The following is a 23,998-nucleotide window of genomic DNA, read 5'->3' as shown; positions in this document are numbered from 1 at the left end:
GCCGCTGCGCCGGGGACGGAGGGAGCCACCGGGCGGGAGGCTGCACCCTGGCTGCGGGGCAGGCGCTGGGCCGGGCGTCGTCGTCCGCGCACGGGAAGGAAAGGGTGGTGAGCCTGGTTACACTGTGAAGTCGGTCGAGTGCGGCGTGGCACGGTGGTGACTCCGTGGCCGCACGAACGCGCGCGAGACGTGCGTGGGCCGTCATCCGCCGAGTCGAGGAGAACCGTGTCCGAACATCCCATCCGCGTGGCCGTTGCCGGTGTGGGCAACTGCGCCACATCGCTCATCCAGGGCGTGCACTTCTACCGTGACGCCGATCCCTCCGACTCCGTGCCCGGGCTCATGCACGTGCAGTTCGGGGACTACCACGTGCGGGACGTGCAGTTCGTCGCCGCGTTCGACGTGGACGCCGCCAAGGTGGGCCTGGACCTGTCCCAGGCCATCCTGGCCGGTGAGAACAACACGATGGAGATCGCCAAGGTCCCGCCGCTGGACGTGACCGTGGACCGCGGGCCCACCCTGGACGGGCTGGGCCAGTACTACCGCGAGACCATCACGGAGTCCGACGCCGAGCCCGTGGACGTGGCGCAGGTGCTGCGGGAGCGTCAGGTGGACGTCCTCGTGTCCTACCTGCCCGTGGGCTCCGAGGAGGCGGACCGCTTCTACGCGCAGGCCGCGATCGACGCCGGGGTCGCGTTCGTCAACGCCCTGCCCGTGTTCATCGCGGGCACGGACGAGTGGGCGCAGAAGTTCACGGACGCGGGTCTGCCGATCGTGGGCGACGACATCAAGTCCCAGGTGGGCGCCACCATCACCCACCGCGTGCTCGCCAAGCTGCTGGAGGACCGCGGCTACGTACTGGACCGCACCTACCAGCTCAACGTGGGCGGCAACATGGACTTTAAAAACATGCTGGAGCGCTCCCGGCTGGAGTCCAAGAAGATCTCCAAGACCCAGGCGGTGACCTCCAACGTGCCGCACGAGATGCGCGCCAAGGACGTCCACATCGGTCCGTCCGACTACGTGGGCTGGCTGGACGACCGCAAGTTCGCATTCGTGCGCCTGGAGGGCCACGGCTTCGGCAACGCCCCCATCTCCCTGGAGTACAAGCTCGAGGTGTGGGACTCGCCGAACTCCGCGGGCGTGATCATCGACGCCATCCGTGCGGCGAAGATCGGCCTGGACCGGGGCATCGGCGGGCCGCTGACCTCGGCGTCCTCCTACTTCATGAAGTCCCCGCCCGAGCAGTTCGACGACGACACCGCCCGCGAGAACGTGGAGAAGTTCATCCGCGGCGAGGTGGAGCGCTGAGCGACTGACATCCCCGGCACCCATCGCGGCGCCCGGCACCGAGAAGTTCGGTGCCGGGCGCCGTGGTGCGTCCGGACGCCCGTGGGCGGGACGGGCGACTCAGGGGCGGTCCTGCCCCGCGAGTCCCGCGCGGGAGATGACGTAGTCCACCAGGGGGTCGTAGAGGTGCGGGGCCACGTTGTCGTCCAGGGGCACCACCACGTCCACCTGGTTCTGGGCCTCCGCCACGAAGATCCCGGGGTCGTTGCAGTCGCCCATCGCAATGGTGGGCAGCCCCGCACGGGACCCGGCCCAGCCGGCCATTCCGTGGTCCGAGACCACGAGATCCGGTGCCTGCCTGCCCTGCTCGGCCAGGTGCTCGAGCACGAGCCGCATGGGGTCGGGGAAGTGGGTGTGGCGCAGCCCGCCGTACTGCTCGACCATCACCACGTCCTCGATCTGGCGGACGTCCCCGTCCTCGAAGGGCAGGGCCTCGTCGAAGCGGATCACCCGGGCCCCGGAAGCGCGGGCCACCCGGGCCAGGCGCGCGTACACGGGCGCGAGCCCGGAGGGGTGGCCCGTGGCGAAGAGCAGGCGCTTGCGGCCCCGCACCGCCCTGCTGAAGATCTCCGCGTACTCGTCCAGCCTGGCCACGCACAGCTGTGCGGAGATCGAGTCCTGACCGCTCACGTAGGCGGGGTCGTCGTTGATGCCCACGCGGTCCCGCATGAGCTCGAAGACGGAGTCGAAGTCCCACTCGCGGGTCCGTTCGACCCCCATGTGCTGGTGCTGGTCCCCGTCCAGGAAGCCCTGGATGTTGCGGAGGTTGGCCTCGCGCGGGGTGGCGACGGCTCCGGTGATCCGGGAGCGATCCAGGTATCGGGCGAGGGAGTCACGGCTCAGGTACGCGGTGGTCACAGTCGCGAGTTTAGGTGGTGGGCCCGCCACCCGCACACGCGAGGTAGGCGCGGACGTGCTGCCCGGCGACGTCGTCCCACGTCAGTTCGCGCGCCCGCCGGGCCGCGGCCTGTGACATCGCTCTCCACGCGGTGGGATCGGCGGCCGCGCGGTGCAGGGCCTCGGCCCACACCGCCGGATCCCTGCCGGGCACGAGCCGGCCGGTCTCCCCGTCGCGCACGGCGTGGCGCAGCCCGTCCACGTCCGTGGCGAGCACGGGGGTTCCGCACGCCTGGGCCTCCACGGCCACGAGCCCGAAGGTCTCCGACGAGGACGGCACGGCCACCGCGTCCACCGAGCCCATGAGCCGGGCAAGCTCGGGGCGGGGCAGGGACCCGCAGAACACGACGTCGCCCGCGACCCCCTCCGCGTGCGCCAGCTCGCGCAGGTGATCCAGGAAGTCCGGGGACCCCGTTCCGGCCAGGACCAGCCGCACGGGAATCTCCGGGTGGGTGCGGCGCAGCTGACCGAGCGCCCGCACGAGCACCTGCTGGCCCTTGAGCGGCTGCATGCGGCCCGCGCACAGCACGGTGAAGGGCCCCGGTTGGTCCGGGGACTGCGCAGGGGCTCGAGCTGCGGCGTCCGGACCGCCGTCGGAGCGCACGGGCTCGTGCTCCCCGACGCGGGGCGCGGCCGTGGGCGGGACGCACCGCGGTGCCGGGTCCCGTGGCGCGGGGTGGAACACGGCCGGGTCCACCCCCGGCGGGATCACCGCGATCCGCGCCGGGTCCGCGCCGTACAGCTCCACGAGCTGCCGCTTCTCCGTCGGGGTGTTGACCACGGTGCGGCACGAGCGGGAGATGATGCGCCGCTCGGCGTCCTCGCGCTCCCGGGGCTCGGGGGCCTCGTCCGCTCCGGCGCGCAGGTTCTTGGCGGCCGCGGACGTGTGCAGGGTCAGCACCAGGGGGGTGTGCAGGTGCTCGGCGAGCTCCAGCCCCGCCACCGCGGACAGCCAGTAGTGGGCGTGCAGCACGCGCGGAGCGGCGTCGTCGCCGTCGTAGAAGTGCGCGAGGGTGCGGCCGAAGGGCTCGGTGAAGCGCGGCAGGTCCTGCTTGGGGGCCGTGGCCGCGCCGGGCAGCGAGACGGCGAGCAACCGGATGCCGCGTGCGATGACCGAGGGGTGCACGCCCTCGGCGTGGGAGGGGTTGCGGTCGAGCGTGGCCATGTCCACGAGCCACCCGGCCTGGGCGAGCGCGCGCGCGAGGTGCCACACGTAGACGTTCATGCCCCCGGCGTCCCCGGAGCCCGGCTGGTCCACGGGGGAGGTGTGCATGCTGAGCAGCAGCACGCGGTCGGGGCAGGCGGGAGGCACGCGCCCAGCCTACCGGCGTCCCCGGACCGGGCCGGGAGCGCGGGCTCACGTGGACCCGCCGGGGCCCGGCCGCGCCACCGGCCACGGACCGGAACCGCACCCACGGGGCGCTCGGCCTCGGGGCACGCGGAGGTCACGGGGCACAATGGGGGCGTGAGTGAGATGACCTCGGAGCAGAACCGGCCGGCAGACGGACCCAGCGAGCGCAGCGCGGTGGTGGACCTCGCCGCGGTGGAGCACAACGTGGGGCGGCTGCTCGAGCTCGCCCGGGGCCGCACCCTGATCGCCGTGGTCAAGGCGGACGCGTACGGCCACGGTGCACCCCGGGTGGCGCGGGCGGCGCTCGCGGCCGGGGCCCACATGCTCGGCACGGCCCACGTGGCGGAAGCACTGGCCCTGAGCGCGGAGGGCATCACGGCTCCCGTGCTGGCGTGGCTGCACACTGCGGCCACGGACTTCCCTGCCGCGGTGCGCCAGGACGTGCGCCTGGGTCTCAGCGGCGGGGAGCTGGACCTCGTGCTGGACGCTGCCCGGGCGGTCGGCAGGCCCGCCGTGGTCCACCTCAAGTTCGACTCCGGGCTGGGGCGCAACGGGGCCACCCCCGCGCAGTGGCCTGAGCTGCTGGAACGGGTGCGCCAGGCCGAGGGCCAGGGCCTGCTCACGGTGGAGGGCATCTTCACGCACCTCGCCGTCGCGGACGAGCCAGCACGCCCGGAGACGGCCCAGCAGCTGGCCGCGTTCCAGGACGCGGTGCGTGCCGCCCGCGACGCGGGTCTGAACCCCACGATGGTCCATGCCGCCAACACCCCGGGGCTGCTGTCCGCGGCGGACCTCCCGGACCCGGACGCCATGCTGCTCGACGCCGTGCGCGTGGGGCTGGGGCTGTACGGCCTGAGCCCGTTCGCGGAGCGCACCCCGCAGGAGTTCGGGCTGGTGCCCGCGATGACCCTGCGGACCCGGGTGGCCAACGTCAAGGACGTGCCGGCCGGTGCCGGGGTGTCCTACGGGCTCACCTACCGCACCGAGGGCCCCACCCGGCTCGCGCTGGTTCCTCTGGGCTACGCCGACGGCGTCCCCCGGGTGGCCACGGGAGCGCCCGTGCGGATCGGGGACCGGGTCTACCCGGTGGTGGGCCGGATCGCGATGGACCAGTGCGTCGTGGACCTGTCCCTGGGGCGGCCAGTGGGCACCGGCTCGCAGGAGCAGTCCGTGCGGATCGGGGACGAGGCCGTGCTCTTCGGCGCCGGGGAGGACCCCTCCGTGGCGGAGTGGGCCGACGCCGCCGGGAGCATCAACTACGAGATCGTCACCCGGATCTCGCCGCGCGTCCCCCGCGAGTACGTGGGGGTGGAGCCGGGCTCCGCGCACGGCCAGAACCGGAACGCGCAGCGCAGGGGGCACCCCGGAGCGGTGACCGGCGAGGAGCCCGCCGCGGATTCCGTGGAGGCCCCCGGCGTGGACGGTGGCCGCGGCTCGGGAACCGGGCGGGGCGGCGTCGTGCCCGGGGGGCACACGCAGGACGGTCCCGGGGAGGGGGCCGGGGCGGGGGAGAACTGGAACCTCACCCGGGAGCTCGGGACGGCGGAGGAGACCCGCGAGCTGGCGCGTGCCCTGGCACCGCACCTGAGGGCGGGAGACCTGGTGCTGCTCAACGGGGAGCTGGGCGCGGGCAAGACCACTTTCACCCAGGGGCTCGGCGAGGGGCTGGGCGTGCGCGAGGGGATCATCTCGCCCACGTTCGTGCTCGCGCGCCGCCACCCCAACCTGGCGGACGGCCCCCGCCCGGGAGGACCGGACCTCGTGCACGTGGACGCGTACCGGCTGACCACGGCGGAGGACATCGAGAGCATCGACCTGGAGGACACGCTGGACACGTGCGTGACCGTGGTGGAGTGGGGCACCGGCAAGGTGGAGCACCTGAGCGGCTCGCGGCTCGTGGTCGACATCGAGCGGGCCCGCGGGGCCGAGGCGGTTCCCGAGCAGCAGGGCACGGACCTGGCCGGGGTGCTCGCGGACCTGGGCGCCCAGTGGCAGGACGAGGACACGGCCGACGAGACGCGCCGGGTGACGCTGCGGGGAATCGGCCCGCGCTGGGCACGGTGCCCGCGGATGTGACGGGGCCGCCACGTCCGGAGGATGGGTGGCGTGAGAACCGGTTCCCGTGACCGCCCCGGGGCACCGGTCCGAGGGGGCAGGATGCGTCGCGGATCACGCCCGGTCAGACCGGGGCGGGGCCCCTCTGCGTGACACAATGAGGGCGGACACCTGCACGTCCACCGCAGACGGTGAGACCCCAGGGGGACCCCGACGGCGTCGTCGTTCCATGGGCACTCGGCCGCCTGCGCGCACCGACCCGAGGAGAACCGCATGCCGCGGACATCGACACCCCACATCAAACCCGATGGCGCACCCATCGCCGAGACCATCCTGCTGCCCGGTGACCCGCTGCGCGCCCAGTACATCGCGGAGACGTTCCTCGAGGACGCCGTGCAGTTCAACTCCGTGCGCAACATGCTCGGCTACACCGGCACCTTCAACGGCCGTGAGCTGTCCGTCATGGGCACCGGGATGGGGATCCCGTCCATGGCGCTCTACAGCTGGGAGCTGATCCACGAGTTCGGCTGCCGCAAGCTCGTGCGCATCGGCTCCTGCGGTGGACTGACCCCCGAGCTGGGCCTCAACGACATCGTGCTCGCCCAGGCCGCCTCCACGGACTCCAACTACCTGGCGCAGTTCGACCTGCCCGGCACGTGGGCCCCCACCGGTTCCTTCCGGCTGCTGGACCACGTGTACCGCGGCGCCGCCGAGCGTGGGATCACCGCCCACGCCGGCAACGTGGTGTCATCGGACACCTTCTACCACGCGCAGGACGACACCACGCAGCGCTGGGCCCGGATGGGCGTGCTCGCCGTGGAGATGGAGACCGTGGGGCTCTACGCCAACGCCGCGGCCGCCGGGGTGGAGGCCCTGGCCATGTTCACGGTCTCCGACAACCTCGTGACCCACGAGGAGATGAGCCCCGAGGACCGCCAGACGGGGTTCGCGCAGATGATCGAGCTGGCCGCAACCGTGACGGAGCTGTGAACCGCATGAACCCCGAGAACCAGAACCCCGTCCCGGCCTCCGAGGCGGGGCCCCAGAGCGCGGCGTCCACGCCCGCGGCCGCCGTGCCCGCCACGGCCACCGGTGCCGCCGGGGCCCGCACCACGAGCGGTGTGAACCCCCGCCGTGCCGTGCCCGTGCTGCTGTTCCTCTTCATCTTCTGCCTGGTGATCGACCAGGGCTTCAAGTTCACGTCCCAGCCCATGGCCGAGGCGCTGAACCTCAGCGAGTCCACCGTGAGCCTGCAGGCCACGCTCACGGGCGTGCTGATCGGTATCGGCGCCGTGGTGTACTCCGCGCTCGCGGACTCCGTGGCCATCCGCAAGCTGCTGTATCTGAGCATCGGGCTGATCGTGGTGGGCTCCGTGATCGGCTTCGTGGGCTCCGCGTCCTTCCCCGTGGTGCTCGTGGGCCGCGTGATCCAGACGGCCGGCCTGGCCGCGGCGGAGACCCTCTACGTGGTGTACGTGACCAAGCACTTCGAGGGCGTGGAGCTCAAGAAGTACCTGGGCTTCTCCAACATGTCCTTCCAGCTGGCGTCACTGATCGGCACCCTGATCTCCGGCTTCCTGGCCACCTACGTGTCCTGGACCTGGATGTTCCTGATCCCGCTGATCATCCTGCTGTCCCTGCCGTTCATCAAGACCCGCGTGCCGGACGAGGTTCAGCAGACCAGTTCCGGGGTGGACGTCTACGGGCTGTTCCTCGTGGGTGTGATCGCCACCGGGCTGATCATGTTCATGCAGCAGTTCGTGTGGTGGTGGTGGATCCCTGTGGTCGTGGCCACTGTGCTGTTCGTGATCCACGTGCGCACCAACCCCAAGGCCCTGGTGGACGCGTCCTTCTTCACCAACCGCCCCTACATCAGCGCGCTGGTGGTCGTGTTCATCATCTACTCGGTGAACCTGGCGTTCGTCTTCCTGTTCCCGTTCGCGATCCACGGTGTGCACGACATGGCCATGGACAAGGTCTCCCTGCTCACCATCCCCGGCTACATCCTGGGTGCCTCCACGGCGGCCATGTCCGGTCGGGTCAGCAAGCGGCTGGACTCCAAGCAGGCCGTGACGCTGGCGCTGTGCCTGCTGGCGCTGTCCCTGGCGGTCGCGGGTGTGTTCATCAACGTCTCCGTGGTGGCCATGGTGATCGCGATGGCCATGTTCTCGGTGGGCTTCGGGCTCCTGTACGCGCCGCTGATGTCCAGCGCGCTGCTGCTCATGCCGGCCTCCAAGTCCGGCGTGGCCGTGGGCTTCTACAACCTGGTGATCAACGTGGCCTCCCCGATCGGCGTGGCGTACACGGCCACGCTGATGTCCGGCAAGCCCACCTGGTTCAGCGGCCTCAGCGTGGGCACCACGCCCGAGGGTGAATACTTCTCCACGATCCTGTGGCTGCTCGTGGGCATCACCCTCCTGGGCCTGGTGGCCTACCGCGTGCTGTTCGGACTGATCGAGCGCGGCAACGCCAAGGCGGCCCAGCAGCTGACCACGCAGGCGTAGCCTCCCGCGCCGCGGCTCGCAGCCCCTCCGTGCCCTTCCCCTCGGGGATCCGGCACGGAGGGGCTGCTGCGTTGCGGGCTTAGACTGTGCGGGTGCTTGTGCTGAGTCTGGACTCCTCCTCGATCGCCTCCGTGGCGCTGTCCCGTGACGGTGAGGTGCTGCGGGAGTTCGCCACCTCGGACACGCGTTCCCACGCGGAGGCGCTGGCTCCGGCGGTGCGTGATCTGATGTCCGCGCAGGGGGTCACGGGTGCGGAGCTGGACGCGCTGCTCGTGGGCACGGGCCCCGGCCCGTTCACGGGTCTGCGCGCGGGTCTTGCCACCGCGCGGTCGCTCGGCTTCGCGTGGGACCTCCCCGTGCACGGTCTGTGCTCCCTGGACGCTGTGGCCCACCGCGTGGCCCCGACCGTCCGCTCCGCCGGGCACCCGGAGTTCCTCGTGGCCATCGACGCCCGCCGCAAGGAGCTCTACTGGCGCCACTACCGCGTGGACGACGACGCCGGCACCTTAGCCACGCCCGTGTCCGCCCCGCAGGTGGGCGCCCCGGAGGAGCTCCCGGACCTGCCGTGCGCGGGACCCGGCGCGGGCCTGTACCCCGACCGGCTCGCGCACCCCCTGCGCGGCACCGAGGAACTGCACCCCACGGCCGCGGAGCTCGCCCGCGCGGGCTGGGCGCTGACCAGCCGCGGCACACCCCTCAGCACGGACACCTCCCCGCTGTACCTGCGCGACTCCGACGCCAAGGTGCCCGCATCGCTCAAGCGGGTGACCTCGTGAACGGCGCCGAGAACCCCGCTGAGCATCCCGGCGAGCACCTCGCCGCCGGACCCGCCGCCGGACCCGGTGGGAACCACTTCTCCGCAGGCCCGCAGGGGAGGGGCGCAGAAACGACCGCGCACCCGCGGGAGGCGCACGGCGCGGCGAGCGCGGCGGCGTCGTCCCTCCCCGCGGGGCAGGCCCTGCGGCCCATGCAGCCCGGGGACCTGGACGCCGTGCACGCCCTGGAGACCGTGCTGTTCCCCGAGGACGCGTGGCCCCGGCCCATGTTCGACGAGGAGCTGGCGCACCCCACCCGGCAGTACTGGGTGGTCACCCGGGACGAGGAGATCGTGGCGTACGCGGGGATGATGTGCATCCCGCCGGTGGGGGACGTCCAGACGATCGCCGTGGCCGCGGCCCACGAGGGCAAGGGTCTGGGAAGCACCCTGCTGCGCGTGCTGCACGAGGCGGCCGTGCGCGCCGGGGCCACCGAGATGATGCTCGAGGTGCGCGCGGACAACCCACGCGCCCAGGCCCTGTACCGACGCTTCGGCTACGAGCACATCCACACCCGGGCCCACTACTACGGTCCGGGACACGACGCACTCATCATGCGCTGCGAACTGGTCCCACCCGGACCGCAGGAGCGCAGCGCGGACGGAAGGACCATCCATGAGCACCGCTGAGCCCCTCGTGCTGGGCATCGAGTCCTCGTGCGACGAGACCGGCGTGGGCATCGTGCGCGGCACCGAGCTGCTGACCAACACGGTGTCCTCGTCCATGGAGCAGCACGTGCGCTTCGGCGGGGTGATCCCCGAGATCGCCTCCCGCGCGCACCTCGAGGCGTTCGTGCCCACGGTGCGCGAGGCGCTCGCCGCGGCGGACGTGACGCTCGCGGACGTGGACGCGATCGCCGTGACCTCCGGGCCCGGACTCGCGGGCGCGCTCATGGTGGGCGTCGCGGCGGCCAAGGCGCTCGCGGTGGCCACGGGCACGCCCCTGTACGCGATCAACCACCTCGTGGCCCACGTGGGCGTGGGCCTGCTGGACGGGGACGGCAGCCTGCCCGAGGACCTGGGGGCGCTGCTCGTCTCCGGCGGGCACACCGAGATCCTCGCGGTGGGAGAGATCACCGAGGACGTCCGCCTGCTCGGTGCCACGATCGACGACGCCGCCGGGGAGGCCTACGACAAGGTGGCCCGCCTGCTCGGACTCGCCTACCCCGGTGGGCCGGCCATCGACCGGGCCGCGAAGGGCGGCAATCCCGAGGCGTTCCGGTTCCCGCGCGGGCTGACCGCGGGCAAGTACATGGGCTCGGCGGAGCATCCCGGCCGGCACCGCTACGACATGTCGTTCTCGGGGCTCAAGACCGCCGTGGCCCGCGTGGTGGAGGCGTTCGAGGCCGCCGGTCAGCCCGTGCCCGTGGCGGACGTGGCCGCGAGCTTCCAGGAGTCGGTGGTGGACGTGATCTCCCGCAAGACCGTGCTGGCCTGCACCGAGCACGGGATCACCACGCTGCTCATGGGCGGGGGAGTGGCCGCGAACTCCCGGCTGCGGGAGGTCGTCACGGCGCGCTGCGCGCAGCGCGGGATCCGCGTGGTGGTCCCGCCGCTGTCCCTGTGCACGGACAACGGGGCCATGGTGGCGGCCCTCGGTGCCCGCCTCGTCACGCGCGGCGTGGCACCCACGGGCATCGAGTTCACCGCGGATCCGGGACTGCCCGTGACCACGGTGTCGGTGCCCGCTCCGGCCTGAGTCCGCGCCACCCGGACTGCGCCGGTGCGACCTGCCCGGACCGGCCCCGGGGTCAGCGGATCTCGCGGTTCTGCGCCACGATGTCCCGCACCACGGCCCGCAGGTCCCCGCCGTTCTCCTGGGCGATCCGGCGCTGGCGCAGGTAGCCGGCTTCACCGCTCATCATGGTCTCCACGTAGGCCAGCTCTTGGGCGCACCCGAGCTCCGCGGCGAGCGGCTCCAGGCGGTTCAGCACGTCGGTGAGGTCCTCGGTGAGCGGTGTCTGGTGGTTCTGCGCGTCCTTGATGACCACGGCGTCCAGACCGTAGCGGGCGGCACGCCACTTGTTCTCCTGGTGGTGCCACGGGGGCATCACGGGGATGCTGCCGCCCTCGTCCAGCGTGCGGGAGAAGGACTCCACGAGGCACTGGGTCAGGGCCGTCAGCGCACCCACCTCACGCAGGTTGGAGGGACCGTCGCACACGCGCATCTCCACCGTGCCGAAGCGTGGGACGGGGCGGATGTCCCAGCGGTTCTCGGAGGTCTCCTCGATCACGTCCGTGGCGATCAGGTCCGCCACGTAGGCCTCGTACTCGTCCCACGAGTCGAAGTGGAAGGGCAGCCCGGCCGTGGAGAGCTGCTGGAACAGCTGCGCGCGCTGCGAGGCGTAGCCGGTGTCGTGGCCGCACCAGTACGGCGAGTTGGCGGACAGCGCCAGCAGGTGCGGGTAGTAGTTCATGAGCCCGTCCAGCACGGGCAGCGCCTTGTCCCGGTGGTCGACCCCCACGTGCACGTGCAGCCCGAAGATCACCATCTGACGGCCCCAGTACTGCGCGCGGTCCAGCACCTTGTAGTAGCGCTCCGCGTCCACCACCGGCTGGTCCGCCCAGTCCGAGAACGGGTGGGTTCCCGCCGCGAAGATCTCGAGCCCGCGCGGGTCCGTGACCTCCCGGATCCGGTCCTGGGTCTGCGAGAGGTGCTCGAGGGCCTCGGGGACGTTCTGGCACACGCCCGTGACCATCTCCACGGTGTTCTGCAGGAACTCGCCCGTGACCTGGGGGTGGTCCCCCTCCTCGCCGAGCTCCGGGTACTCGGACACCACGGCCTCGAGGACCTCCTGCGCCCGCTGCGCGAGCTCTCCGGAGTCCCGGTCCACCAGGGCGACCTCCCACTCGACACCCAGGGTGGAGTTGTCGGAGATCTCGAAGTCAATGTGCACGGCGTGGTCCTCTCATGGGTTCGCCGGGAGCGGCTGCTGCGTCCTGGAGCGTGGCCGCGGCTCGCGGTCCGAACGCAGGGGCTCTCAGTGTAGGGGGTTAACGGCCAGCACCACACGACGTTCCCCGCCGGGCTCGGCCACGCGTGTCATCACCAGGGTGGCGCGCTGCGTGCCGCGCGGCGCGAGCTGCTTCCGCAGCTGCTCAGGGGTCACGTCCGTGCCGCGCTTCTTCACGTCCAGGGTGCCCACGTCGTGCTCCCGCACCCACCGGCGCAGCACCTTGACCGTGTGCGGCAGCACCTCGCGCACCTCGTACGCGCGGGCCAGCGGAGTCTCCACCAGGGTCTCCGAGGAGAGGTACGCGATGTCCGGGTGCACCAGGTGCGCCTCGAGGCGCCGCGCGAGGTCGGTGACGAGCCCCGCGCGGATCACGGCGCCGTCGGGCTCGTAGAGGTAGCGGCCCACGGGGCCCAGCAGGGGGCCCTCGGGGGCCGGGGAGTCCCAGGAGCCGGAGGTCAGTTCCGCCGCCGACGACGCCGCGGAGCCGGGTTCCGCGCCCCCGCCCAGCACGAGCGCGGAGCGCACCACGTCCGGGCGGCGCACCGCCCCGAACCACAGGACGGCCTCCACCACGTCCCCGCGGTCGGAGATCCACTGGGCCTCCGCGCCCTCGGGCACGTGCTCGTGGGGGATCCCGGGTCCGATCTTCGCGCCCACGGCGAGTCCGGCCTCCGCGAGCGACGTGACGAAGGACAGCGGAGGGGAGAATGCCTCGGGGTCGAAGATCCTGCGGGTGCGGCCACCGCCCGTGACGCGGCGAGCCGGATCCAGCCACACCCCGTGGACGGGGCCGTTCTCCAGCGCGGAGAGATCCAGTTCCTGCGCGTCCGAGCACAGCACGCGGGCCCGCGGCCAGCCCGTGAGGTTCACGGTGGCCGCCGCCGCAGTGAGGGGATCCCGCTCGACCGCGGTGACCGTACGGTCCAGGGCCGCAAGCGCCAGCGAGTCTGCGCCGATGCCGCAGCCGAGGTCCACCACGTGCTCCGCGCCCGCCTGGGCGAAGCGCTGGGCGTGCAGGGCGGCCACGGACCACCGGGTGGCCTGCTCCACGCCGTCGCGCGTGAAGACCAGCTGCCGCGCGAAGTCCCCGAACTTCGTCCGGGCCTTCTCCCTCAGTCGGGACTGGGTGAGGGCCGCGGCCACGAGCTCGGGGTCGTGGCCCTGGTCGCGCAGGGACTTGTTCAGCGCGAGCGAGGCCGAGGCGTCGTACGGGGGGAGGGCGTCGAGCAGGTGGCGGCCCTCGGGAGTGAGGAGGCGGGCCAGGCCGCGGGCCTCGGCGTCGTCCGGAGCGGTGGGTGCAGTCACCCGACCATCACATCACGCCCCGGAGGCGGAGCGGGCGCCGCGGCTGTGACGCCCGGCAGGAGGGCTCCCGAGCGGCGTCGGCCGGGCCTGTTCAGCCCACAGGGGAGTGGCGCGGGCGCGTCTTGACCGGGCGCGGCCCGCGTCCCTACAGTGCTATTAGCACTCTCCCATGGAGGGTGCTAAAGGCCAGGCGCTCAATCGGCACCGCGACGACGGTTGGCACGCCAACTGGCCTGTGGCGCTCGCCGTCATGGGACCCCATGGCACGCGGCGGACGCACACCGTCTCACACGCCTAGAAGAAAGGGAGAAATCGTGTCGGTCTCCATCAAGCCCCTCGAGGATCGCATCGTGGTTCAGCCGCTGGCCGCTGAACAGACCACCGCCTCCGGTCTGGTCATCCCGGACACCGCCAAGGAGAAGCCCCAGGAGGGCACCGTCCTGGCCGTGGGCCCGGGTCGCGTGGATGACAAGGGCAACCGCATCCCCGTGGACGTCAACGAGGGTGACCTGGTCATCTTCTCCAAGTACGGCGGGACCGAGGTCAAGTACAACGGCGAGGAGTACCTGGTGCTCCCGGCGCGCGACGTGCTGGCCGTCATCGAGAAGTAACTTCTCCACAGCCTTTCGTACGCGGTGCCCGCCCGCCCGGGAACGGGCCGCGGGCACCGCGTGCGTCGTCTCCGCAGTCTTCCCGGTTCCCTAAGGAGCAACTCACATGCCCAAGCAGTTGGTGTTCGACGACACCGCTCGCAAAGCGCTCGAAGCCGGCGTGAACCGCCTGGCCGACACCGTCAAGGTCACCCTCGGCCCCCGCGGCCGCAACGTGGTCCTGGACAAGAAGTGGGGCGCACCCACCATCACCAACGACGGCGTGACCATCGCCCGTGAGGTGGAGCTCGAGGACCCGTACGAGAACCTCGGCGCCCAGCTCGCCAAGGAAGTGGCCACCAAGACCAACGATGTCGCCGGCGACGGCACCACCACCGCCACCGTGCTCGCGCAGGCGATCGTGAAGGAGGGCCTGCGCAACGTTGCCGCGGGCGCCGCCCCCAGCGACATCAAGCGCGGGGTCGAGGCCGCCGTGGCCACCGTGTCCCAGCGTCTGCTGGACAACGCCCGCCCCGTGGAGGGCAAGGACGTGGCCCACGTGGCCGCGATCTCCGCCCAGTCCGAGGAGATCGGCGAGCTGATCGCCCGCGCCTTCGAGACCGTGGGCACGGACGGTGTGATCACCATCGAGGACGGCTCCTCCACCGAGGTGGAGCTGGACGTCACCGAGGGCATGCAGTTCGACAAGGGTTACCTGTCCCCGTCCTTCATCACCGACCAGGAGCGCCAGGAGGCCGTCCTGGACGACACCTACGTGCTGCTGTTCCAGGGCAAGATCTCCTCGATCCAGGACCTCATGCCGGTGCTGGAGAAGGTGCTGCAGGCCAAGAAGCCGCTGACCATCATCGCGGAGGACGTCGAGGGCGAGGCCCTGTCCACCCTGGTGGTCAACAAGCTGCGCGGCACGCTGGACGTCGTGGCCCTCAAGGCGCCCGGGTTCGGAGACCGCCGTAAGGCGATCATGCAGGACCTCGCGGTGCTCACGGACGCCACCGTGATCACCCCGGAGCTCGGCATTTCCCTGGAGGGCGTGGAGCTCTCCCAGCTGGGCCGCGCCCGCCGCATCACGGTGACCAAGAACCAGACCACCCTGGTGGACGGCGCGGGCTCCTCCGACGCCGTGGCCGAGCGCGTGGCGGAGATCCGCTCCGAGATCGCGCGCACCGACTCCGAGTGGGACCGCGAGAAGCTCCAGGAGCGCCTCGCGCGTCTCGCCGGCGGCATCTCCGTGATCAAGGTCGGCGCCGCCACCGAGGTGGAGCAGAAGGAGCGCAAGCACCGCATCGAGGACGCCGTGTCCTCCACGCGTGCCGCGCTCGAGGAGGGCATCGTGGCCGGCGGCGGCTCCGCCCTGGTCCACGCCTCGAAGTCCCTGGACGGCACGGACCTCGGCCTGGACGGCGACGCCGCCACGGCCGTGAACATCGTGCGCCGCGCCCTCACGCAGCCCCTGCGCTGGATCGCGGAGAACGCGGGCCAGGACGGCAACGTGGTGGCCTCCCGCGTGGCCGAGATGGAGCCCGGCAACGGGTACAACGCGCTGACCGGCGAGTACGAGAACCTGCTCTCGGCGGGCATCATCGACCCCGTGAAGGTCACCCGTTCCGCTCTGCAGAACGCGGCCTCCATCGCGGCCCTCGTGCTCACCACCGAGACCCTGGTGGCTGAGAAGAAGGACCAGGACGAGGACTGATCACCCCTCGTCGCTCCAGTGAGCGCCCCGCCCTCTGCGGCACGCGCCACGGGGTGAGCGGTTGATCGGCACGGCGGCCCCCTCCTGCGGGAGGGGGCCGCCGTCGTGCTGTGCGCAGACCAGCACGCGGCCCACTGGGGGTCTGCGCGAGCGGAGCCGTGGTTGGACCTGCCTGCGCCCCCGGCCTAACCTGATGCGATGCACTTCCCCACGGTCCCGTCTCCCGACTCCGCGAAGACCCCTCCCTGGGGTGCGGGGAGCGGCGGAGCCGGGGGATCGAGACCCTCCGACCGGGTGTCCCGGTACTCGGGGTTCCGCCCCGAGGTGCAGGGTCTGCGCGCTGTGGCCGTGCTGCTCGTGGTGGTCTACCACGTGTTCATGGGCCGGGTCTCCGGTGGTGTGGACATCTTCCTGTTCATCTCCGCCTTCTTCATGACCTCGTCCTTCGTGCGCAAGATCGAGGGCGGGCGTCCGCTCGCACTGGGGCGGTACTGGCTGCACACGTTCAAACGTCTGCTGCCCCTGGCCACGCTGGTGGTCCTGGGCACCTTCGTGCTGCTGTGGCTGTTCTACCCGGCGCAGGACGCAGCCGCTTTCCGCTCCCAGGGTGTGGCGTCGATCCTGTACGTGGAGAACTGGTCGCTGGCGTTCAACGCCGTGGACTACTACGCGGCGGACCACTCCAGCGCGTCCCCGTTCCAGCACTTCTGGTCGCTGTCGGTGCAGGGTCAGGTGTTCCTGGTCTGGCCGTTGATCTTCGCACTCGCGTGGCTGGTCAAGCGGCGCACGGGTCGCAGCAGCGTGCCCGTGCTCGCGGTGTGCTTCGGGGCGGTCTTCGCGGTCTCGCTGGCGTTCTCGGTGATCACCACGCACACCCAGCAGGCGTTCGCGTACTTCGACACCCGCGCCCGGCTGTGGGAGTTCGCGCTGGGGTCCCTGGTGGCTCTGGCCATTCCGTACCTGCGGCCGAGCCGTGGGCTGCGGGTGCTTCTGGGATGGGCTGGTTTCGTGAGCATGGTGTCCGTGGGCATCCTCGTGGACGTGCAGGGCGCGTTCCCGGGGTGGATCGCACTGTGGCCCCTGGTCTCTGCCGCGGCGATCATCGTGGCCGGGCAATCGGGTTCGCGGTGGGGTTTCGACCGTTTCCTCTCGTGGGGTCCGGTGGTGCGGATGGGTGACTCGGCCTACGCCCTCTACCTGGTGCACTGGCCCCTGCTGATCACCTACCTGGTGGTCCGTGACCGCCCCGTGGCGGGGCCGCGCTCCGGCGTGGCGATCGTGGTGGTCTCGGTGCTCCTGGCGCTGCTGCTGACCCGTCTGGTGGAGACGCCCCTGAAGAACTGGGCGTGGCCGGAGGCGAAGAACTGGCGGCTGGGGCTGGTGATCGCGGTGTGCATGAGCCTGGTGCTGGCCGTGGCGGGTTCCTGGGCAGCCGTGGAGGAACGACGGGAGACGAAGCTCGAGGCGCAGGCGGAGCTCAACAACCCCGGCGCCCGGGTGCTGGAGCCCGGTTTCGAGTTCGAGGGGGACCCCGACGCTCCGGCGCTGCCCACCTCCATGACGGACCAGTGGGTGGGGCTGCCCGAGCGGTGCAGCGGCGAGTTCACCTCCCAGAACCCGGTGGCGCAGGACTTCTGCCGCCAGACCGAGCCGGTGGAGAATCCCACCAAGGTGGTCGCCGTGGTGGGCAACTCCCACATGGAGCAGTACATGGGCGCCGTGATCCCGGTGGCCGAGGAGGAGGACTGGCAGCTGGTCTCCGTGCTGCAGCCCGGGTGCGGACTCGGCGTGGAGGGCCAGACACCGGAGTGCCGGAAGGGCAACGAGGCGGTCCTGGAATACCTCGACCAGCTGCAGCCCGATGCCGTTCTGACCACCTCCACGCGGGCCGAACTCATGGACGGGGCGGCCGAGCACACCGTGGCCGGACTGGAGCCGATCGTCCGGGACCTCACCGCGGACGGCGCCACGGTGGTGGGGTTCCGGGACAACCCCCGCCTGGGCTACGACCCCACACGGTGCGTCGCGGAGAAGGGACGCGAGGACCCGTCCTGCACCACGGAGAAGGACGAGGTGCTCGCCGCGGAGAACCCCGCGCGGTCCCTGGAGTCCATCCCGGGCTACACGGGCATCGACCCCACCCCCCTGATCTGCCCGCAGGGCGTGTGCGCTCCCGTGATCGGCAACGTGAACGTGTGGCTGGACTTCCACCACCTCACGTGGGACTACGCGCGCAGCATGGCGCCCCTGCTGCGGGAGGACCTCGTGGCGGCCGTGGAGTCCGAGGGCTGAGGCGAGTTCGCGGCGCGCGGCAGCGGCGTCGTCGAACGCACCCGTGACGACGAGGGCCGTGGGGCGGGGGGAGCGCGCGGCACGGCCCGTAGACTGGCGGCGACATTCTCGCGTGGAAGGGACTACCCGTGTCTGACAACGTGCCCACGGCACTCATGGACGATCCGTTCGGCTTCACCGGACTGACCTACGACGACGTCCTGTTGCTCCCCGGCAACACGGACGTGATCCCCTCGGAGGCCTCCACCAGCACGCGCCTCTCGCGCCGGATCACGCTGGAGGCGCCCGTGCTCTCCGCCGCCATGGACACCGTGACCGAGTCCGCCATGGCCATCTCCATGGCCCGTCAGGGCGGCATGGGTGTGATCCACCGCAACCTGTCCATCCAGGACCAGGCGGACCACGTGGACCGTGTGAAGCGCAGCGAGTCCGGGATGATCACCAACCCCGTGACGGTGTCCCCGGACGCCACCCTGGCCGAGCTGGACCGGCTGTGCGGCTACTTCAAGGTCTCCGGGCTGCCCGTGGTGGACGAGGATCAGCGGCTGCTGGGCATCATCACCAACCGCGACACGCGCTACCTGCCGGAGAGCGACTTCGACACCCGCCTGGTGCGCGACGTGATGACCCCCATGCCGCTCGTCACGGGCAAGGTGGGCATGGGCAAGGACGAGGCCCACGCGCTGCTCGCCCAGCACAAGATCGAGAAGCTGCCGCTGGTGGACGAGCACGACCGGCTCACCGGGCTCATCACCGTCAAGGACTTCACCAAGGCGGAGCAGTACCCCCTGGCCACCAAGGACGACGAGGGGCGGCTGCGCGTGGGCGCCGCCGTGGGCTTCTTCGGCGACGGCTGGGAGCGCGCGATGACCCTGGTGGAGGCCGGGGTGGACGCGCTGTTCATCGACACCGCCAACGGCCACTCCCAGGGCGTGCTGGAGATGATCGCCCGGCTCAAGAAGGAGTCTGCGGCGGCGCACGTGGACGTGATCGGCGGCCAGGCGGCCACGCGCGCGGGTGCACAGGCGATCGTGGACGCCGGCGCCGACGCCGTGAAGGTGGGCGTGGGTCCGGGCTCCATCTGCACCACCCGCATCATCGCGGGCGTGGGCGTCCCGCAGATCACCGCGATCAACGAGGCCGCCCAGGTCACGATTCCCGCCGGTGTGCCGCTCATTGCGGACGGTGGCCTGCAGTTCTCCGGCGACATCGGCAAGGCGCTTGTGGCCGGCGCGGACTCCGTGATGCTCGGCTCGCTGCTCGCGGGCTGCGACGAGTCCCCGGGGGAGCTCGTATTTGTGCAGGGCAAGCAGTTCAAGGCCTACCGGGGCATGGGCTCGCTGGGCGCCATGCAGTCCCGCGGCAAGAACACCTCCTACTCCAAGGACCGCTACTTCCAGGCGGACGTCTCCGACGACGAGAAGCTGATCCCCGAGGGCATCGAGGGTCAGGTGCCCTACCGCGGGCCGCTGTCCTCCGTGCTGCACCAGCTGGACGGCGGGCTGCGCCAGACCATGTTCTACGTGGGCGCGCACAGCGTGGACGAGCTCAAGCACAAGGGCCGCTTCGTGCGGATCACCCCGGCCGGGCTCAAGGAGTCCCACCCGCACGACATCACCATGACGGTGGAAGCCCCCAACTACAAGCGCTGACCCGCACCGCACATCCCCCGTGCGCCCTGCGCGGTGAAAGGACCCCACGTGAGCTACGACATCGAAATCGGGCGATCCAAACGCGCCCGCCGCACGTTCAGCCTGGACGAGATCGCCCTGGTGCCCTCCCGGCGCACGCGCGATCCCCGGGACGTGAGCACGGCGTGGCAGATCGACGCCTACCAGTTCGACATCCCCGTGGTGGGCGCACCCATGGACTCGGTGATGTCCCCGGCCACCGCGATCGACCTGGGCCGTGCCGGTGGGCTGGGCGTGCTGGACCTCGAGGGCCTCTGGACGCGCTACGAGGACCCGCAGCCGGTCCTGGACGAGATCGCCGACCTCAGCTCGGAGAACCTTCCGCAGGCCACGCGCCGCATGCAGGAGCTCTACTCCGCGCCCGTCCAGCCCGGGCTGATCACCGCCCGGCTGGCGGAGATCCGTGAGGCCGGGGTGATCGTCTCCGGTTCGCTGTCCCCGCAGCGCGTGGTGGAGCACTACCGCACGGTGCTCGAGGCGGGCGTGGACCTCTTCGTGATCCGCGGCACCACGGTCTCCGCGGAGCACGTGTCCAAGACGCAGGACCCGCTGGACCTCAAGCAGTTCATCTATGACCTCGACGTCCCCGTGATCGTGGGCGGTGCCGCGGGCTACACCCCGGCACTGCACCTCATGCGCACGGGCGCGGCCGGCGTGCTCGTGGGCTTCGGCGGGGGAGCGTCCCTGCGCACCGAGTCCATCCTGGGCATCCACGCCGCCATGGCCTCGGCCATCTCCGACGTCGCCGCGGCCCGCCGCGACTACCTCGACGAGTCCGGCGGCCGCTACGTCCACGTGATCGCCGACGGCGGTCTGGGCACCTCGGGCGACATCGTCAAGGCCATTGCCATGGGCGCCGACGCCGTGATGCTCGGCACGCTGCTGGCCCGCGCGGAGGAGGCCCCCGGGCAGGGCTGGCTGTGGGGTGCGGAGGCGCACAACCCGCACTCGCCCCGCGGCGTGCGCACCCACGTGGGCACGGTGGGTCCCCTGGACGAGCTGCTCAACGGGCCCTCGCGCCACGTGGACGGCTCCTCCAACGTGATGGGCGCGCTGCGCCGGGCCATGGCCACCACCGGATACTCGGACCTCAAGGAGTTCCAGCGGGCCGAGGTGGTCATCCGCAGCTGAGCGGACGCCGGGGGTTTGGAGAACGCCCAGGGCGGGCCAGTAGTGTTGGGTCGTGCTCAAAACCGCGCTGCGCCCCCGTTCACTGGCCTTCCTGGCCGTGGCGCTGCTCGTGGCGTCCCTGTTCGTGGGGCTGAGCGCGTGGCAGCTGAACGCGTCCCGCAGCGCAACCACGGTGGCGGACCCTGCCAAGGACCGTGTCTCCGCGCTCGAGACCGTCACCACCCCCGGTGAGCCGACCTCGGCCCAGCAGGCGGACCACGTGGTCTCCGTGACGGGGCGCTACGCCCCCGACTCCACGGTCCTGGTGCCCGGACGTCTGCACGACGGCGACTCGGGGTACTGGGCGGTCTCGCAGCTGGTGATCCCCGGTTCGCAGGACCGCTGGGACGCCGCGGATGAGGACCTCTCCATCGCCGTGGCCCGCGGGTGGGTGGCCTCCCCGGACGAGGTGCCCGCCGCGCCGTCGGGCGAGGTCCGGGTGATCGGCAGGCTCATGCCCACGGAGTCGCCCCTGCCGAGCGAGGCCCTGCCCGCCGACCAGGTGAGCACCGTGGCCTCGGCGCAGCTGAGCAACCTGTGGGACGCTCCGGTGTACACCGGGTACGTGGCCTCGTTCTCGGAGAACCCGGCCGCGCAGCCCGCGCCCGTGACGCCGGAGGGGACCCTGGCGGCGTCGGCGGCTCCCATGGGGGAGGGGCTCGCGGAGCTGCAGATCGACCAGCAGCCCACGGACACGTCCGTCCACGCGCTGAACCTCTTCTACGCCGTGGAGTGGGTGGTGTTCGCGGGCTTCGCGGTCTTCCTGTGGTGGCGTTTCGTGCGGGACGACTACCTGCGCCGTCAGAACCCCGAGCAGTACTTCTACTTCGACGGCGACTACTTCTGGGACGAGTCCGAGCAGTCCTACTACTACTGGGACGCCCAGGACCAGCGCTACTACTACTTCGACGACCAGCCCGCGGTGGCCGGGGCGGACCGCTCCGCCGGGCCCCGCGCCACCCCGCGATCCGACAACGGAGCCTCTGATGACTGACCCCACGCCGCACTCCGATCCGCAGCCCCGCCCGGTCCGCCGCACCGACGGCGTGCGGGTGAGCGCCCCCGAGGACGCGAGCCCCGAGCGGGCCACCGTGCCGGACAGCGTGCGTGCCAAGGCCGCGGCGCTCAAGCCCCGGCGCCGCTTCGGCGGCACCGAGGCACAGATCCGGGGCGCGCTGACGTTCTACAAGGTGTGCGCGTGGATCTCCGGCACGTTCCTGCTGCTGCTCGTGGCCGAGATGGTCACCCGCTACGGGCTGGGGTACGACCTCATTGCCGGCGGCACCGACAAGGTGACGGGCGAGACCGTCGCGCTGGGCTGGCAGAACCTGGAGCTGGAGAACCTGGCCGGCGGCGTGAACATCTCCACGTGGATCCTGATCGTCCACGGCTGGTTCTACGTGATCTACCTGCTCTCGTGCCTGCGGGTGTGGTCCCTCATGCGGTGGCCCTTCGCCCAGCTCATCGTCATGGCCCTGGGCGGCGTGGTGCCGTTCCTCTCCTTCATCGTGGAGCGCAAGATCCACCGCTCCACCGAGGCAGAGCTCGCGGCCAACCCCAAGGCCGCCAAGCGCTACTGAGCCCCGCCGGGGGAGGCCCGTGCGTGTTCTAGACTTGAGGGCGTGACTGAAACCCCTGACACCCTGAGCGAACTGGAGCAGCGCCCGGTCCTCGTGGTCGATTACGGTGCGCAGTACGCGCAGCTGATCGCCCGCCGGGTCCGCGAGGCGAACGTGTACTCCGAGATCGTCCCGCACACCTGGTCCACCGAGCAGATCCTCGCGCGCAACCCCGCCGCGCTGATCCTCTCCGGGGGCCCCGCCTCCGTGTACGCGCCCGGTGCGCCGCAGCGCGACGCCGAGCTGTTCGAGGCCGGCGTGCCCGTGCTGGGCATCTGCTACGGGTTCCAGGTCATGGCCAACGCCCTGGGCGGCACCGTGGAGCGCACCGGTGTGCGCGAGTACGGCGCCACCACCGCCACGTGCCCGGACACCGCCGTGGGCACTCTGCTGGACGGCACCCCGGACGTGCAGACCGTGTGGATGAGCCACGGGGACTCCGTCACGGCCGCCCCCGAGGGGTTCACCACGCTCGCCACCACCGAGGGTGCCCCCGTGGCCGCCTTCGAGAACCGGGAGCGCCGCCTCTACGGCGTGCAGTGGCACCCCGAGGTCAAGCACTCCGCGTTCGGCCAGAAGGTGCTGGAGAACTTCCTCTTCAACGGCGCGCAGCTGACCCCCACGTGGTCCACCGGCAACATCATCGAGGAGCAGGTGGCCGCGATCCGTGCCCAGGTGGGCGACGGCAAGGCGCTGTGCGGGCTCTCCGGCGGCGTGGATTCCGCGGTGGCCGCAGCCCTCGTGCAGCGCGCCATCGGCGACCGCCTCACGTGCGTCCTGGTGGACCACGGGCTGATGCGTCAGGACGAGGTGGCGCAGGTGGAGAAGGACTACGTGGCCGCCACGGGCGTCAAGCTCCACATCGCCCGCGAGCAGGACCGTTTCCTGGACGCGCTCAAGGGCGTCACGGACCCCGAGACCAAGCGCAAGGCCATCGGCCGGGAGTTCATCCGCGCGTTCGAGGCCGCCGAGGAGAAGGTGCTGCGCGAGGAGGCCCAGGACGGCCAGCCCGTGCGGTTCCTGGTCCAGGGCACCCTCTACCCGGACGTCGTCGAGTCCGGCGGTGGCGAGGGTGCGGCCAACATCAAGAGCCACCACAACGTGGGCGGGCTCCCCGAGGACCTGCAGTTCGAGCTCGTGGAGCCGCTGCGGGCCCTGTTCAAGGACGAGGTGCGCGCGGTGGGCCGCGAGCTCGGGCTTCCCGAGAACATCGTGGGCCGTCAGCCCTTCCCGGGTCCGGGTCTGGGCATCCGCATCATCGGCGAGGTCACGGAGGAACGCCTGGACGTCCTGCGCCGCGCGGACGCGATCGCCCGTGAGGAGCTCACCCGGGCGGGCCTGGACGACGAGGTCTGGCAGATGCCCGTGGTCCTGCTCGCGGACGTGCGCTCCGTGGGTGTGCAGGGTGACGGCCGCACGTACGGCCACCCGATCGTGCTGCGCCCGGTCAGCTCCGAGGACGCCATGACCGCCGACTGGTCCCGGCTGCCCTCCGAGCTGCTGGCGCGGGTGTCCAACCGCATCACCAACGAGGTCGAGGAGATCAACCGCGTGGTCCTGGACGTGACGTCCAAGCCGCCGGGAACCATCGAGTGGGAGTGATCCCCGCCCTCTGAGAGCCATCGTCAGTCCCGGTGCGCCGGTCGGCCCCACGTCCCCGTGGCGCGCGGACCGGCGCACTCGTGAGTA

General features: G+C 71.5%; 19 protein-coding genes. 15 read left to right on the top strand and 4 right to left on the bottom strand.

The genetic code is table 11. The features are described from left to right. Positions 1-225: 225 nt before the first annotated feature. Positions 226-1,311, top strand: coding sequence for an inositol-3-phosphate synthase (locus HMPREF2833_RS04615; RefSeq protein WP_019309614.1), 1,086 nt, complete (start codon positions 226-228; stop codon positions 1,309-1,311). Positions 1,312-1,410: 99 nt separating this feature from the next. Here HMPREF2833_RS04615 and HMPREF2833_RS04610 read toward each other — a convergent pair whose 3' ends face one another. Together HMPREF2833_RS04610 and HMPREF2833_RS04605 are read right to left on the bottom strand one after the other, a co-directional pair. Further along, positions 1,411-2,208 (bottom strand): phosphatase, encoded by a 798-nt coding sequence (locus tag HMPREF2833_RS04610; RefSeq protein ID WP_019309613.1) that lies wholly within the window; start codon positions 2,206-2,208, stop codon positions 1,411-1,413. A 10-nt stretch (positions 2,209-2,218) separates the two neighbouring features. After that, the gene (locus HMPREF2833_RS04605) at positions 2,219-3,559 is read right to left on the bottom strand and encodes a glycosyltransferase (RefSeq protein ID WP_070636802.1); all 1,341 of its coding nucleotides are present in this window, start codon (positions 3,557-3,559) and stop codon (positions 2,219-2,221) included. A 162-nt stretch (positions 3,560-3,721) separates the two neighbouring features. On the opposite strand from HMPREF2833_RS04605, the gene alr reads away from it, so the two are divergent. The 6 genes from alr (at position 3,722) to tsaD (ending at position 10,670) form a co-directional block, all read left to right on the top strand. Further along, entirely contained in the window at positions 3,722-5,674 is a 1,953-nt protein-coding gene (alr, locus tag HMPREF2833_RS12855) for an alanine racemase (protein ID WP_070636801.1), read from the top strand. Between the two features lie 252 nt (positions 5,675-5,926). After that, the gene (deoD, locus tag HMPREF2833_RS04595) at positions 5,927-6,643 is read left to right on the top strand and encodes a purine-nucleoside phosphorylase (protein ID WP_019309610.1); all 717 of its coding nucleotides are present in this window, start codon (positions 5,927-5,929) and stop codon (positions 6,641-6,643) included. A 5-nt stretch (positions 6,644-6,648) separates the two neighbouring features. Continuing rightward, positions 6,649-8,157 carry an MFS transporter gene (locus HMPREF2833_RS04590; RefSeq protein ID WP_083310983.1) on the top strand — a complete coding sequence of 503 codons (1,509 nt, stop codon included), beginning with the start codon at positions 6,649-6,651 and terminating at the stop codon, positions 8,155-8,157. 92 nt (positions 8,158-8,249) lie between these two features. Further along, positions 8,250-8,933, top strand: coding sequence for a tRNA (adenosine(37)-N6)-threonylcarbamoyltransferase complex dimerization subunit type 1 TsaB (gene tsaB, locus HMPREF2833_RS04585; protein ID WP_029603151.1), 684 nt, complete (start codon positions 8,250-8,252; stop codon positions 8,931-8,933). Beyond that, positions 8,930-9,601, top strand: a complete 672-nt coding sequence (rimI, locus tag HMPREF2833_RS04580) for a ribosomal protein S18-alanine N-acetyltransferase (protein ID WP_083310931.1) — start codon at positions 8,930-8,932, stop codon at positions 9,599-9,601. The genes tsaB and rimI overlap by 4 nt, the downstream gene beginning before the upstream one ends. Further along, a complete protein-coding gene (gene tsaD / locus HMPREF2833_RS04575) occupies positions 9,588-10,670 on the top strand; it encodes a tRNA (adenosine(37)-N6)-threonylcarbamoyltransferase complex transferase subunit TsaD (protein WP_039102076.1) in 1,083 nt (360 codons plus the stop codon). The genes rimI and tsaD overlap by 14 nt, the downstream gene beginning before the upstream one ends. Positions 10,671-10,722: 52 nt before the next feature. Here tsaD and HMPREF2833_RS04570 read toward each other — a convergent pair whose 3' ends face one another. Both HMPREF2833_RS04570 and HMPREF2833_RS04565 read right to left on the bottom strand, forming a co-directional pair. Next, positions 10,723-11,868, bottom strand: coding sequence for a glutamate--cysteine ligase (locus tag HMPREF2833_RS04570; RefSeq protein WP_039102075.1), 1,146 nt, complete (start codon positions 11,866-11,868; stop codon positions 10,723-10,725). An 84-nt stretch (positions 11,869-11,952) separates the two neighbouring features. After that, the gene (locus HMPREF2833_RS04565) at positions 11,953-13,233 is read right to left on the bottom strand and encodes a class I SAM-dependent methyltransferase (protein WP_070636800.1); all 1,281 of its coding nucleotides are present in this window, start codon (positions 13,231-13,233) and stop codon (positions 11,953-11,955) included. Between the two features lie 314 nt (positions 13,234-13,547). Here HMPREF2833_RS04565 and groES point away from each other — a divergent pair, with 314 nt between their 5' ends. From groES to guaA, 8 genes are all read left to right on the top strand, one after another. Further along, positions 13,548-13,844: a co-chaperone GroES gene (groES, locus tag HMPREF2833_RS04560; protein ID WP_012397747.1), complete on the top strand. Its 297-nt coding sequence runs from the start codon at positions 13,548-13,550 to the stop codon at positions 13,842-13,844. Positions 13,845-13,950: 106 nt separating this feature from the next. Further along, complete coding sequence (groL, locus tag HMPREF2833_RS04555) at positions 13,951-15,537, top strand: chaperonin GroEL (RefSeq protein WP_019309603.1); 1,587 nt, start codon at positions 13,951-13,953, stop codon at positions 15,535-15,537. A gap of 198 nt (positions 15,538-15,735) precedes the next feature. Next, on the top strand, positions 15,736-17,829 hold the full coding sequence (locus HMPREF2833_RS04550; RefSeq protein WP_246829081.1) for an acyltransferase family protein: 2,094 nt from the start codon (positions 15,736-15,738) through the stop codon (positions 17,827-17,829). 155 nt (positions 17,830-17,984) lie between these two features. Then, the gene (gene guaB, locus HMPREF2833_RS04545) at positions 17,985-19,481 is read left to right on the top strand and encodes an IMP dehydrogenase (protein ID WP_059281002.1); all 1,497 of its coding nucleotides are present in this window, start codon (positions 17,985-17,987) and stop codon (positions 19,479-19,481) included. 48 nt (positions 19,482-19,529) lie between these two features. Then, positions 19,530-20,651, top strand: a complete 1,122-nt coding sequence (locus HMPREF2833_RS04540) for a GuaB3 family IMP dehydrogenase-related protein (RefSeq protein ID WP_039102071.1) — start codon at positions 19,530-19,532, stop codon at positions 20,649-20,651. 52 nt (positions 20,652-20,703) lie between these two features. Then, entirely contained in the window at positions 20,704-21,684 is a 981-nt protein-coding gene (locus HMPREF2833_RS04535) for an SURF1 family protein (protein ID WP_059280926.1), read from the top strand. Then, entirely contained in the window at positions 21,677-22,270 is a 594-nt protein-coding gene (locus HMPREF2833_RS04530; protein ID WP_019309598.1) for a DUF3817 domain-containing protein, read from the top strand. The genes HMPREF2833_RS04535 and HMPREF2833_RS04530 overlap by 8 nt, the downstream gene beginning before the upstream one ends. Positions 22,271-22,312: 42 nt before the next feature. Next, the gene (guaA, locus tag HMPREF2833_RS04525; protein WP_029603150.1) at positions 22,313-23,911 is read left to right on the top strand and encodes a glutamine-hydrolyzing GMP synthase; all 1,599 of its coding nucleotides are present in this window, start codon (positions 22,313-22,315) and stop codon (positions 23,909-23,911) included. The last annotated feature ends 87 nt before the right edge of the window (positions 23,912-23,998 follow it).

The organism is Kocuria sp. HMSC066H03 (assembly GCF_001812045.1).
GTDB classification, from domain to species: Bacteria; Actinomycetota; Actinomycetes; order Actinomycetales; family Micrococcaceae; genus Kocuria; species Kocuria rhizophila.
The sequence above is the reverse complement of the archived record's forward strand: the minus strand, read 5'-3'. Positions and strand labels throughout refer to the sequence as shown.